Genomic DNA, 12,826 nt, shown 5'->3' on the forward strand with positions numbered 1-12,826 from the left:
GGGGACTCCGAACGAGAGAGGTTGATCTGTCAACCTCACCCTACCCACCGGGGTGACAGGTCAACCAAGCATGGTCCGGATCACTCGCCACCCGGCCAGTCGGCGAAGGACAACCCGGTGAGCCGTTCGTAGGCCTGCACGTACCGGTCACGGGTGGCGGCGACGACGTCGTCCGGCAACGGGGGCGGCGCCTCGGTGCCGTTGCGGTCCCACCCGGACGCGGGCGACAGCAGCCAATTGCGCACGAACTGCTTGTCGAAGCTGGCCTGCGGCCGGCCCGGCTCCCACTCGTCGGCGGGCCAGAAGCGTGACGAATCGGGAGTGAGCACCTCGTCGCCGAGCACGAGCGGGCCGTCGGGCGACGTACGACCGAACTCGAACTTGGTGTCGGCCAGGATCACCCCCCGATCGCGGGCGATGTCGCTCGCCGCCGCGTAGATCGCCAGCGTCGTGTCGCGCAGCTGCGATGCGGTGGCCTCGCCGACCTGCGCCGCGACCGTGGCGTAGCTGACGTTCTCGTCGTGCTCCCCGAGATCGGCCTTGCTCGCCGGGGTGAAGACGGGCGCCGGCAACCGGTCACCGTCGACGAGACCGGGCGGGAGGGCCACGCCGCAGATCTCACCGGTGGCGCGGTAGTCCAGCAACCCCGAACCGGCCAGGTAGCCGCGGGCCACGGCCTCGACGGGGATCATCTGCAACGGCCGGCACACGAGGGCCCGCCCGCGCCAGGCGGCCGGGATCACCGGGTCGTCGGCGCTGATCAGGTGATTCGGAACGACGTCGGCGAGCGTCGCGAACCACCAGACCGACATGGCGGTCAGGATGCGGCCCTTGTCGGCAATGGGGCTGGCCAGGACGTGGTCGAACGCCGAGATGCGGTCGCTGGCCACCATGACCAGCCGGCCGTCGTCGGTGCGGTAGAGGTCGCGGACCTTGCCGCTGTGCACGTGCGTGAGGCCGTCCATGGCCTGATCCTGGCAGAGCGCTCGGCGCTACCCGGGGTCGGTCAGACCCACCAGTCCATCGGCCGGACGGTGTGCACCGAGCTCGTGCGGTCCGAGGACGCTGCGCCGCTCGTCGGGTGGGCCGAGGCGGGCAGGGCGGTGGCACCGACCGTGACACCGGCGACCAGGGCGACGATCGCGGTCCAACGGGCAAGAAGCCTGCGCATTATGTGCCTTTCGGTGGGCTATGTCCGGTTTTTACGGCGGAAACCGACTGCGGCCGAATTTCGGCCAGTTTGCTCTACACCTAGAATCATGTCCCACGGCGTGTCTGACAAATCCAGACCGTGGCACATACATGCCAGGCATGAATTGCGAGCGCACCCACATGAGCGACTTCGGCGAGCTGATCGAGTTCGACATCGCGGTGTACCGCGCCGTCCTGGTCGAGCCCCTCTGCACCGTCGACGCGCTCGCTCGACGGCTCGCCAGCACGTCGGACGAGATCGACAAATCGGTGGCCCGGCTCGGCGAGATGGGCCTGATCCGCTTCGACGGCCCCGACCGGCTCACAGCCATCAGCCCGATGCTCGCCGAGGCCACCGTCCTGGGCGCCGAGGACCTCGAGCTGGCCGCCCGTCGCGCAGCCGTCGAGCAGCGGCGCGACGCGATCCGCCAGCTCATCCCCGACTGGAACACCGCGTTGTCCGAGCGGGTCAACGACGGCGTCGTCGACGTCATCTCCGACCCGACCGCGATGGCCAACATCCTCATGCACTACGCCGACAGCTGCAGCGAGGAGCTGCTCTCGATCGCCCCGGGCCGGATGGCCGCCACGCGAATCGACGGGCGCACCCGGGTGGCCAACGTGTACTCCTCGCGCCGCGGGATCAAGACCCGCGCCATCTACCAGTACGTCGCCCTGCGCGACCGCGCGACCCGGTCCTACCTCAACGAGCTGGCGCAGAACGGCGCGCGGGTGCGCCTGACACCATCCGTCCCCGGCCGTGGTCTCGTCGTCGACCGCGAGGTCGCGCTGCTCCCGATCCCCACCGAGGAGCCGGGCGGCCAACGGCTGGCCGTGGTGCGGGAACGCAACGTCATCGCCTGGGTCGTCGCGACGTTCGAGCAGCTCTGGGCGGAGGCGTCCCCGCTCGACGAGGTCATGCACAAGGAGCACGACGACGAGACCGAGCTGGACCAGACCCGCGCGGCGATCCTGCGGCTGATGGCCGAGGGCGAGAAGGACGAGGCCATCTCGCGACGGCTGTCGATCTCGGTACGGACGTGCCGCCGGCACATCGCCGACTACATGCTGCAGGTCGGTGCGTCGAGCCGCTTCCAGGCCGGGGTCATCGCCGCTCGCGCCGGCCACACCGACGCGCCGTCGCAGAGCTGACCGGCGCCGAACTGACCGGCGCCGAACTGACGTACACCGCCGCCGCCGGGCCCGGCGGCGGTTAGCCTCGCACCGTGCTCGCGCTGCTCGTCGTGCTGGTCGTGCTCCTCGCCCTGACGACCGCGCTGGCCGTGGTGGCACTGGTGCTGCTCGTGCGCCGGCCGCCCGCCTGGCTGCTCGAGCGCGTCCTGGAGGTGGATGCCACCGCCGCGGCCGCGCTGGATCGCACGCCGCGCCCGCCCACCGTCGCCGGGATGACGCGGAGGCTCATCAGCGTCGAGATCCTCAACGCGCTCGAGCTGGCCGGCACGCGCGGCAGGCTGGCGAGCATCGCCGGGTCACTGGCGCCCGGCATCACCCGCCGCATCGTGTACGACCAGACGCTGAAGATCCTCAAGGAACAGCTCGTCGCCCAGCAGGTGCGCGCCGACGTTCGCCTGCACGTGCTCAAGCCCGGCGCGGAGCCCGCGGTCACCGTCGACCGGCCGATCGAGCTCGGCGACCCGTCCGCGTGACCGGTCGCCGGGCGGACCGGGCTACCTACGCCCCGGTGTAGTAGCCGTCGGCGACCTCGAGCGCCTCGTCGAGGATAGCCAGGCCCTCGCGCAGCTCGTCCGCGGTGACGGTGCACGGCGGCACCACGTGAGTGCGGTTGAAGTGCGTGAACGGCCACAGCCCCCGCTGCTTGCACGCACCCGCGAACTCGGTCATGGGGGCGGCCGCGGCGCCGGCGACGTTGAACGGCACGAGCGGTTCGCGGGTGTCGCGGTCACGCACGAGCTCGACGGCCCAGAACATGCCCAGGCCGCGGACGTCACCCACCGACGGGTGCTTCGCCGCGATCTTGGCCAGCTCGGGTTCGACGACCTCCTCGCCGAGGGTGCGGACGTTCTCCAGGATCTTCTCGTCCCGGAAGATCGTCATCGAGGCGACCGCGGTGGCGCACGCCAGCGGATGGCCCGAGTAGGTGAGCCCGCCGGGGTAGACCCGCCGCGCGAACGTCTCTGCGATCTCGTCGGAGATCACGACACCACCGAGCGGCACGTACCCGGAGTTGATGCCCTTGGCGAAGGTGATCAGGTCGGGTTCGACGTTCCAGTGGTCGACCGCCCACCACTCGCCGCAGCGGCCCATGCCGGCCATGACCTCGTCGCTGATCAACAGGATGCCGGTGTCGTCGCAGAGCTGGCGCACGCCCTCGAGGTAGCCGGGCGGCGGGACGAGGATGCCGTTCGTGCCGACGACCGGCTCGAGGATGATCGCGGCGATCGTCGAGGCGCCCTCGACCATGACGGTCTCGTGCAGGTGCCGCAGCGCGCGCTCGGTCTCCTGCTCGGGTGAGTCGGAGTGGAACGCCGAGCGGTAGGGATAAGGCCCCCAGTAGTGGACGACGCCCGGGATCGCCCCGGGCTCGCTGCCCCACCGTCGCGGGTCACCGGTGAGCGCGATCGATCCGTGGGTGGCGCCGTGGTAGCTGCGGTAGGCGGCCAGGATCTTGCTGCGTCCGGTGTGCAGGCGCGCCAGCCGGATGGCGTTCTCGTTGGCCTCGGCGCCGGCGTTGGTGAAGAACACCTGGTTGAGCGCCGGAGGTGACACCTCGGCGATGAGCCGCGCGGCCTCGCTGCGTGCGTCGTTGGCGAAAGCCGGCGACACCGTCGTGAACCGCTGCGCGTACTCGGTGATCGCCGCGATCATGCGTGGGTGCGAGTAACCGATGTTGACGTTGACGAGCTGGCTGGAGAAGTCCAGGTAGCGGTTGCCGTCGTAGTCGGCGAAGTAGGAACCCGACGCGCTCGCGATCGGCAGCGGGTCGATGAGTTCCTGGGCCGACCAGGAGTGGAAGACGTGGTCGCGGTCGAGCAGGCGCACGGTGGCGTCGTCGCGGGGCAGGCCGGCGAGGTCCGACATGGGTCATCCTCTCGAGCGTGGTGTCTGTCCCCGACCCTGCCACGTCGACGCACGCGGCGGCAGGGCCGGTGACAGGTCGGCGTCGATCATCGGTGTCGAGGACCGAGCCGTCCCGCGTCCGCAGCTTGGGTCAGCGGGTCGTCGGCGCGGTGCGCGCCCAGGGCCGGACCCGCTCGATCTGCCCGGCCACGCTGAGCAGTTGCGCCTCGGAACCGGGTTTGCCGACGAGCTGCACGGCCAGTGGACGGCCGTGCGCGTCGAGCCCGGCCGGGACCGCCATCGCCGGCCAGCCCGCGAGGTTCCACGGCGCCGCGAACGGCGCGTAGCGGCTGTTCGACCACACGTTGGCCAGCCAGCCCCGCCCGGCCCAGGCCTTCGCGGGTACCGGCGGCTGGGCCAGCGCGGGTGTCAGCAGGATGTCGACGTCGGCGAAGAAGCGCTCCGCGCGGTGCAGCCATCGGCGGCGCCCGCTCTCCCGCGGCAGCCCGGCGCGCAGCGCGAGCCGGCCGACCGCCGCATGCCGGGCGGTGCGGGCCGCGAGGCGGGTGCGGTCGCGCACGAGACGCGCGTCGAGCTCGGTACCGGCGACCCAGCGCACCATCTCGTGCAGGCCCAGTGTCGACCCGTACGGCGGGTCGGCGGCCTCGACCGCGTGGCCCTCACCGTGCAGCACCTCGCCGATGAGATGCGTGACGTCGGCCCATGGCCGGGCGAGCGGTACCCCGACCATCGGCACCGCGGTCGACACCGCGACCCGCAGCCGGCCGGGATCCAGCGGCGTCGCGAGACCGGGGCGATCAGCGAGCACCGAGAGCATGAGCGCTGCGTCGGCGGCGGTGGTGGCGAGCGGCCCGTTCTCGGACATGTCGAACCACCCGCTGCCCAGGTCGCGTGGCACGACCCCGGCGCCCGGCTTGATCGCGACCAGTCCGCAGCAGGCGGCCGGGATGCGCAGCGAGCCCATCCCGTCGTTGCCGTGCGCGACGGGGACCGCGCCGGCGGCCACGGCAGCGGCGGAACCGCCCGACGAACCGCCCGGGGTCAGGTCGACGTCCCACGGGTTCCGGGTGATGCCCCACGACGAGTCGGTGGTGCCGAACACGCACAGCTCGGGGACGCGCGTGGTGCCGACGACGACCGCGCCCGCAGCGCGCAGCCTGCGCACCACCTCGTGATCGGCAGGCTGTGGCGCGTCGTCGGTCGCCAGCGACCCGTTGCGGCGCGGCTCCCCCGCCACCGCCACGTTGTCCTTGACCGCGATCGGGACGCCGGCCAGGGGCAGCTCGGCGCGGTCGGGACGGGCGTCGATCTCGTCGGCCTCGCGCAGCGCCGCGAACACCCGTACCTGTTGCCAGGCGTTCAGACGCGCGGAGTCCTCGATCCGCCCGAGCGCGGCCTCCACCGTGGCTCGCGCCGTCGTGCGCCCGGCCCGGACGGCGGCGGCGATCTGGGTCGCGGTGGCCGTCGCCGTCATGCGATGCCTGCTGCGTGGGTGCCCGTCATGGCCCGACCGTAGCGGTCGGGCCATGACGGGCCTGTCGGATCGGTGCTGCCGGTTGCGTCAGCGAACCAGTTGCGCGTCCTGCAGGATCCGCAACAGCACCGGGCTGCGGTGCGCGACGCCCGCCGTGGCCGCCGACCGTGCGTTCGCATCGGCCAGCGGGTTCGGCTTCGGCACCGGCGGGCACACCTTGTCCGAGCGGTTGCCCGATCGCCGGGCCGGCGTCTTACCGGTGGCGAGATAGGTCGCGATCGCGTTGTCGGTGCACGAGACGCCGCTGAGCGAACCGGCGTGCGTGGTGCCGTCGCGCCCCTCGATCAGCGATGCGCCGCGGAACAGCTTGCGCACGTACAGGCTGCCCTCGTACGGCGTCGCCGCGTCGTACGTCTCGTCGATCATCAGGATCTTGGCGTGCACTTTCCGGCCCGAGACCTTGAAGGGGTGGATGCGGCCGGGGAAGTGCCAGTACGCGCAGGGCCCGTTGAACCAGGCGTTGCTCCACGTGAAGTAGTTGTACTTCTTGTTGAGCCTGCGGCTGTCCCGGTCGAGGCGGGCCTGGCTGCGCGGCCAGCGGGCGTCGGTGCACTGCGTACCGAGGTACAGCGCGTCCTCGTTGTCGCCGCCCGCGGTCGTCGGGTCGGCCTGCCGGTACAGCGCGATGAGGGCGCTCGGGTTCTTGTGGTTGATGTACGCCGAGTACGCCTTGGCGATGTCCTCCCAGCCGTACACGTAGTAGCCGGCCGAGGTGAAGACGTCGATGAACTCGTCGCCGCCGAGGATGCCCCGTGCGGCATGGCGGTTGAGCTTCGCGATGGTGGCGAGGTAGCGCGCCCGCACGGTGCGGAAGCTGGCGCCCACGTGATAGACGCTGTGGTACTTCGCGAGCCACTTGAAGTAGATGTTGAACGTCCGCTGGAACGCGACGTCCTGGTCGAGGTTGCTCTTGTAGAACGCCGTGCGGGGGTCGACCGTGCTGTCGAGCACGAAACGACGCACGCGCGTCGGGTGCAGGGTCATGTAGACCGAGCCCAGGTAGGTGCCGTAGGAGAAGCCGTAGTAGTTGATCTGACGCCGGCCGATGGCGCGTCGCAGGCTCTCCATGTCGTTGACGGTGTCCGTGGTCCGCACGTGGTTGAACAGGGCGTGGCCCGCAGTGTGCGCGCACTTCGCGGCGTAGGCCTTCGAGCGCTTGACCCAGGCGCGGTGGATGGCCGCGGTCGTCGGGTCGTAGGGCGGCCGGTCGGGCTTGGTCCAGTGCCGGTCACAGCTCAGGGACGGGATGCTGGACCCCACCCCGCGCGGGTCGAAGCCGTACCAGTCGTAGCCGTCACCGGCGTGCTTCGGCACGTACTGAGCGAGCACCGGGAGGTCGAGTCCTGAACCGCCCGGGCCGCCGGGGTTGGTGAACATCGCACCCTGGTAGCTGGTGCCGCTCTTGTGCAGCAGCCGCGACACGGCGATCTTGATCTTGTGGCCGTTGGGGAAGGCGTAGTCGAGCGGCACGACGAGGTAGCCGCACTGCGCGCCGATCCCCGTCAACGTGTCGTCGTGGCAGGCGCCCCAGGCGATCTTCGGCGGCTGGTAGACGGACGAGCGGGTGGGGGCCTTCGGACTGGCCTGCGCGGCCACCGGCGCGGCGGCAACCGCACCCACCGCAGCCAGCGAAACCACTATGGACAACAAGCGGCGCAACGGGACTCCTTGGTCTCGGGAGACTCCCTACCTGTGTAGGGGATATGAGTGTTGCGGGCGGGACCCCGCCGGACAAGAGGTCCGGGCGAAGTCGCACGACAGACCGTTCGGCCGGTGAAGCGATTCAGCTCCGCAAGGGGGTCTCAGGCCCCTCGACCCGGGGTTTTGTCGGACGCCCGCGGTAGGCAACACTGGATGACGAACGACCAGTTCGACGCAGTACCAGCATCACCGCAGTACGAGGACGGCCGAGCCTGGGCCGCCCCCGCACCGACCCGCGGTCGCACCTCACGGTGTGACCGGTCCGGACCTGGAGGGGGCGGATGACCGCTCAGTATTCATTCACCGATCGCGATCCGAGCGGGCCCTGTCCGGCCGACTGCACGGAGACCGACGCGCTGCACCTCAGCGCCGACCCGCTGGCCGTCGCCCGGTCCCACATCGCGGCCAGCGCACTCACCGAGACGCCGGCCGGCTCCGGCCTCGTGGGCCTCGAGCTCGAACTGCACCTCGTCGACCTGGACCGGCCTGCGCGGCGGCCCGACTGGGAGCGCATCACCGAGGTCGTCGCCGGGCTGCCCGCCATGCCGTCGGGCAGTAGCGTCACCCTGGAACCCGGTGGCCAGATCGAGTTGTCGACCCCGCCCGTGGTCGGCGTGGCCGGCTCGGTGGCGGCCCTCGAGGCCGACCGCGCCGTCCTGGCCGCCGCACTGCTGGAGGTCGGGCTGGGCGCCGCACCGCTCGGCACCGACCCCGCCCGCGAGGCCCGCCGCGTCAACCCGAGCCGGCGCTACGTCGCCATGGAGACGCACTTCGCCGCACGCGGCTGCGCCGGACCGGGTCGGGCCATGATGACGGCCACGGCCGCGCTGCAGGTCAATCTCGACGCCGGTCCTCGCGACGGGTGGGCACGGCGCACCGCGCACATCCGCGACCTCAGCCCGGTCCTCGTCGCCGTCTCGGCATGCTCGCCATTGCTCGGCGGGACCGCGTCCGGCTGGCACTCGATGCGCCAGCAGGCCTGGCACGGCATCGACCACGGCCGGACGGCGCCGATCCACGGCGCCGAGCCCGCGCAGGCCTGGGCCGACTACGCACTCGACGCACCGCTGATGCTCGTCCGCGACGGTGCCGACGCGCAGGCCGTCACGACCGGCGCCTCGTTGGCGGACTGGGTGTCGGGGCGCGCCGTGGTGCCGCGGCCGCCGCGGGTGGAGGACCTCGACTACCACCTCACGACGCTGTTCCCACCGATCCGTCCGCGCGGGTATCTCGAGCTGCGCTGCCTCGACGCGGTGCCCGACCGCTGGTGGCCCGCGCTGGCCACGATCGCCACGGTGCTCGTCGACGACCCGGTGGCCGCCGACTCCGCGGCGGAGGCCTGCGCACCGGTGCGCGACGCCTGGCTGGTCGCGGCACGCGACGGCCTGGCCGACCGGGCGCTGCACGCCGCCGCCACCGCGTGCCTCGACATCGCCGTGCGGCACGCGCCGCCGTCCCTGCACGACCAGGTCGATGCCTACGCCGAACTCGTGGCCGCCGGACGCACACCGGGCGACGAGATCCGCGAGCGCGCCACCGCCACCGACCCGCTGACCGCCCTGCTGGAGGAAGCCCGTGCGTGACAATGCCGCTCGCGGCCTGGAACGAGCCCGCCGCCGCACCGCCGAGCTGACCGAGTTCGACGACGCCGAGCTGACCCGCCAGCACAGCCCGCTGATGAGCCCGCTGGTCTGGGACCTCGCCCACATCGGCCAGCAGGAGGATCTCTGGCTGCTCCGCGCCGGCGACGCGTCGGCCCAGGGCGTGCTGCCCCAGGCCGTCGAGCGCCTCTACAACGCCTTCGAGAACCCGCGGGCCACCCGCGCGACGCTGCCGCTGCTCACCCCCGGCGAGGCGCGCGCCTACCTCGACGACGTGCGCGGCCGCGTCTTCGACGCGCTCGACCGGCTTCCCGACGACGCGGCGGCGCTGTTCCCGTACGCGATGGTCGAGCAGCACGAGCAGATGCACGTGGAGACCATGCTGGCCACCCATCAGCTGCGCGACGGCACCCCGATCCTCGGCCCGGGCACCACGGTGCCGGCCGCGCGGTCGGTGCTGCACGACGGCGTGCTGGTGCCGGCCGGCCCGTTCGAGCTCGGGGTCGACGGCAGCGACGAGCCGTTCTCGCTGGACAACGAGCGACCGGCCCACGTCGTCGACCTGCCCGCCTACCGCATCGGCCGGGTGCCGGTGACCAATGGCGAGTACCGCCGCTTCGTCGCGGCCGGTGGCTACGACGAGCAGCGCTGGTGGTCCGAGCCCGGCTGGGCGCACCGCGTCGAGGCCGGTCTCCAGCGCCCGCAGTTCTGGACGGTGGACGGCGGCCGGGTCCGCTTCGGCGCGGTCGAGGACCTGCCCGACGACGAACCCGTGCAGCACGTCTGCTTCTTCGAGGCCGAGGCGTACGCCGCCTGGGCCGGCGCCCGGCTGCCGACGGAGCAGGAGTGGGAGAAGGCGTGTGCCTGGGACCCGGAGCGCGGCGAGCGGCGACGCTGGCCGTGGGGCGCGGCCGACTGGACGCCCGCGCTGGCCAACCTCGGCGGCACGGGGCTGCGCCCGGCTCCCGTCGGCGCCTACGAGGCCGGCGCCTCCGCCTACGGCGTCGAGCAGCTCATGGGTGACGTGTGGGAGTGGACGTCCTCGGGCTTCGAGGCCTGGCCGGGCTTCACGCCGATGCTCTACGCGCAGTACAGCGCACCGTTCTTCGGTGGCGACTTCCGCGTGCTGCGCGGCGGGTCGTGGGCGGTCGACGCGAGTTCGATCCGGCCCTCGTTCCGCAACTGGGACCTCCCGATCCGGCGCCAGATCTTCACGGGGTTCCGGTTGGCCTGGGATGTGTAGGCACCTGGCCTGGCTGGGGGCACCGCGCTCGGTGTCGTCGCTCGTGCTGGATCCACCGGCGGGGTTGCTGCACCAGTCCTACGCGCCGCGCCGCCAGAAGCGCGGAGTCGTCAACGCCGACGGCTGGGGCGTGGGCTTCCACGACGCCGACGGTGCGGTGCGCCGCTGGCGTTCGGCGCGGCCGCTGTGGGGCGACGCGTCCTTCGCCTCGCTCGCGCCGGTGCTCGCGTCCGGTTCGGTGCTGGCCGCGGTCCGCTCCGCGACCGTCGGTATGCCCATGGACGAGAGCGCGGCCGCACCGTTCACCGACGGTGCGTGGCTGCTGTCGCACAACGGCCGCGTCGATCGCAGCGCCCTGCCCGCGAGCCGCGACGCCGAGTCCACCTGCGACTCCGCGCAGCTGGCCGCGCACGTCTTCGACCGCGGGGCCGACCACGTCGTCGACACCGTCCGCGAGGTCGCCAGGCGCGACCCGGACGCCTACCTCAACCTGCTCCTCACCGACGGGCAGCGGGTCCTCGGGCTCACCTGGGGCGACGAGCTGAGCTACCTCGTCGAGCCGGACGGGGTCGTCGTGGCCAGTGAGCCGTGGGACGACGACCCGCGCTGGACCGACGTGCCCGATCACCACCTCATCGAGGTGACCCGGGGCGTCGACGGACCCGCCCGGATCACCGTCACCGATCTGGAGTCCTGATGAACGTCCCCGAGGTCGTCCTGACCGACCCCGGTGCGCTGGCCGAGCAGCTGGCCGCCGACGTCCGCGCCGGGTTGACCGCGACCCGGAAGACGCTGCCGTCGAAGTACCTGTACGACGCGCACGGCAGTGAGCTGTTCGACCAGATCACCCGGCTGCCCCAGTACTACCCCACGCGCGCCGAGCGGGCCATCCTCGAGGCCCACGCCGCCGACATCGCCCGCGTCACGGGCGCGCGGTCACTCGTCGAGCTCGGCAGCGGCACGTCGGAGAAGACCCGCCTGCTGCTGGGCGCGCTGCGTGACGCCGGCACCCTGGAGAGCTTCATCCCCTTCGACGTCGACCCGGCCGTGCTCAAGGACGCGAGCTCCGCGGTGGCCGGTGAGTTCCCCGGCGTGCTGGTCGAACCGGTCGTCGGCGACTTCGACCGTCACCTCGGCGAGCTGCCGCGTCACCCGGGGCGACTCGTCGCGTTCCTCGGGTCCACGATCGGCAACCTCGACCCGGCACAGCGCGCCGGGTTCTTCGCCGACGTGCGCAGCATCCTGCGGCCGGGCGACGCGTTCCTGCTCGGCACCGACCTGGTGAAGCCCGTCGAGCGGTTGATCGCCGCCTACGACGACGCGCAGGGCGTCACCGCGGCCTTCGACAAGAACGTCCTCGCCGTGGTGAACCGCGACCTGGACGGCGACTTCGACCTCGACGCCTTCGAGCACCGTGCGGTCTGGGACGCCGAGCACGAGCGCATCGAGATGCGGTTGCAGTCGTCGCGCGAGCAGGTGGTGCAGGTATGTGGACTCGGCCTCGAGGTGCACTTCGCACAGCACGAGGAGATGCGGACCGAGATCAGCTCGAAGTTCCGGCGGGCGACGGTCGAGGCCGAACTGGCCGCGGCCGGGTTGCTGCTGACGCAGTGGTGGACGGACCCGCCCGGCGACTTCGCGCTGTCTCTCTCCGTCCCGGGATAGACCGGCCACCCTGGGTGTACCGATCCGGTACGACAGGGCGGATAGTGGGCGCATGGGGCCGCACGACGACCGGACGTACCGCACGGTCATCCGGATCTTCCGGCTGGTGTTCCGGCTGCTGGGGCTGAGACTGCGCGTGATCGGCGAGCACGCCGTCCCTTCCCACGGGCCCGCGGTGCTGGCCAGCAACCACCTCAGCTACCTCGACTTCGCCTTCGTCGGGCTGGCCGGTCGACGCCGGCGACGGCTCGTGCGCTTCATGGCCAAGACCGCGGTCTTCGAGCACGGTGTCGCCGGTCCGTTGATGCGCAGGATGGGCCACATCCCGGTCGACCGGGCCAGCGGAGCGGCGGCCTACCGGCGCGCGGCGCGCGAGCTCGCGGCCGGGGAACTGGTCGGGGTGTTCCCCGAGGCCACGATCTCGCGGTCGTTCACGCTCAAGTCCTTCAAGCTCGGCGCCGCGACGCTGGCCGTCCGCGAGCAGGTGCCACTGATCCCCGTCGTGCTGTGGGCCCCGCAGCGGACCTTCACCGTCGACAAGCAGTACAGCCTCACCCGCGGCAAGACCGTGCTCATCGTGGTGGGCGAGCCGATCGTGCCCGGACGCGACGCCGACCCGGCCGACGTCGACGCCGAGCTACGCCACCGGATGGACGCCCTGCTCGTCGAGGCGTGGCGTGCCTACCCCGACCAACCCCGTGACGACGCCGACCGGTGGTGGGTGCCCGCGGTGGCCGGCGGCTCGGCGCCCACCGTCGAGGTGGCCGCCGACCGTGAGCGCGCCGCAGCCGAGCGGACGGCCCGGCGGGTGGCCGAGCGGCGCGCTCACGG

General features: G+C 72.1%; 12 protein-coding genes. 7 read left to right on the top strand and 5 right to left on the bottom strand.

Annotated elements, in window-relative coordinates:
* Positions 1 to 80: 80 nt before the first annotated feature.
* Together ACFFCA_RS03795 and ACFFCA_RS03800 are read right to left on the bottom strand one after the other, a co-directional pair.
* Positions 81 to 965, bottom strand: a complete 885-nt coding sequence (locus tag ACFFCA_RS03795; protein WP_375481959.1) for a phosphoribosylaminoimidazolesuccinocarboxamide synthase — start codon at positions 963 to 965, stop codon at positions 81 to 83.
* Positions 966 to 1,006: 41 nt separating this feature from the next.
* Positions 1,007 to 1,171 carry a hypothetical protein gene (locus ACFFCA_RS03800; RefSeq protein ID WP_375481961.1) on the bottom strand — a complete coding sequence of 55 codons (165 nt, stop codon included), beginning with the start codon at positions 1,169 to 1,171 and terminating at the stop codon, positions 1,007 to 1,009.
* A 161-nt stretch (positions 1,172 to 1,332) separates the two neighbouring features.
* On the opposite strand from ACFFCA_RS03800, the gene ACFFCA_RS03805 reads away from it, so the two are divergent.
* Together ACFFCA_RS03805 and ACFFCA_RS03810 are read left to right on the top strand one after the other, a co-directional pair.
* The gene (locus ACFFCA_RS03805; protein ID WP_375481963.1) at positions 1,333 to 2,343 is read left to right on the top strand and encodes a helix-turn-helix domain-containing protein; all 1,011 of its coding nucleotides are present in this window, start codon (positions 1,333 to 1,335) and stop codon (positions 2,341 to 2,343) included.
* Between the two features lie 74 nt (positions 2,344 to 2,417).
* On the top strand, positions 2,418 to 2,858 hold the full coding sequence (locus tag ACFFCA_RS03810; RefSeq protein ID WP_375481965.1) for a hypothetical protein: 441 nt from the start codon (positions 2,418 to 2,420) through the stop codon (positions 2,856 to 2,858).
* 25 nt (positions 2,859 to 2,883) lie between these two features.
* Here the strand turns inward: ACFFCA_RS03810 and ACFFCA_RS03815 are convergent, their stop codons facing one another.
* From ACFFCA_RS03815 to ACFFCA_RS03825, 3 genes are all read right to left on the bottom strand, one after another.
* Positions 2,884 to 4,251 carry an aspartate aminotransferase family protein gene (locus ACFFCA_RS03815; protein WP_375481967.1) on the bottom strand — a complete coding sequence of 456 codons (1,368 nt, stop codon included), beginning with the start codon at positions 4,249 to 4,251 and terminating at the stop codon, positions 2,884 to 2,886.
* A gap of 130 nt (positions 4,252 to 4,381) precedes the next feature.
* Positions 4,382 to 5,725, bottom strand: a complete 1,344-nt coding sequence (locus ACFFCA_RS03820; RefSeq protein WP_375481969.1) for an amidase — start codon at positions 5,723 to 5,725, stop codon at positions 4,382 to 4,384.
* An 87-nt stretch (positions 5,726 to 5,812) separates the two neighbouring features.
* A complete protein-coding gene (locus ACFFCA_RS03825) occupies positions 5,813 to 7,405 on the bottom strand; it encodes an alpha/beta hydrolase (protein WP_375481971.1) in 1,593 nt (530 codons plus the stop codon).
* Positions 7,406 to 7,767: 362 nt separating this feature from the next.
* On the opposite strand from ACFFCA_RS03825, the gene egtA reads away from it, so the two are divergent.
* From egtA to ACFFCA_RS03850, 5 genes are all read left to right on the top strand, one after another.
* On the top strand, positions 7,768 to 9,069 hold the full coding sequence (gene egtA, locus ACFFCA_RS03830; protein ID WP_375481973.1) for an ergothioneine biosynthesis glutamate--cysteine ligase EgtA: 1,302 nt from the start codon (positions 7,768 to 7,770) through the stop codon (positions 9,067 to 9,069).
* Positions 9,062 to 10,330, top strand: a complete 1,269-nt coding sequence (gene egtB / locus ACFFCA_RS03835) for an ergothioneine biosynthesis protein EgtB (RefSeq protein ID WP_375481974.1) — start codon at positions 9,062 to 9,064, stop codon at positions 10,328 to 10,330. The genes egtA and egtB overlap by 8 nt, the downstream gene beginning before the upstream one ends.
* Positions 10,323 to 11,027 carry an ergothioneine biosynthesis protein EgtC gene (gene egtC / locus ACFFCA_RS03840; RefSeq protein WP_375481976.1) on the top strand — a complete coding sequence of 235 codons (705 nt, stop codon included), beginning with the start codon at positions 10,323 to 10,325 and terminating at the stop codon, positions 11,025 to 11,027. The genes egtB and egtC overlap by 8 nt, the downstream gene beginning before the upstream one ends.
* Positions 11,027 to 11,995, top strand: a complete 969-nt coding sequence (gene egtD, locus ACFFCA_RS03845; protein WP_375481978.1) for an L-histidine N(alpha)-methyltransferase — start codon at positions 11,027 to 11,029, stop codon at positions 11,993 to 11,995. Before egtC ends, egtD begins: the two co-directional genes overlap by 1 nt.
* A gap of 52 nt (positions 11,996 to 12,047) precedes the next feature.
* A partial coding sequence (locus ACFFCA_RS03850) for a lysophospholipid acyltransferase family protein (protein WP_375481980.1) occupies positions 12,048 to 12,826 on the top strand: 779 nt, incomplete at its 3' end.

Origin of the sequence: uncultured Jatrophihabitans sp. (genome assembly GCF_964252635.1) — a bacterium.
GTDB lineage: Bacteria > Actinomycetota > Actinomycetes > Mycobacteriales > Jatrophihabitantaceae > Jatrophihabitans.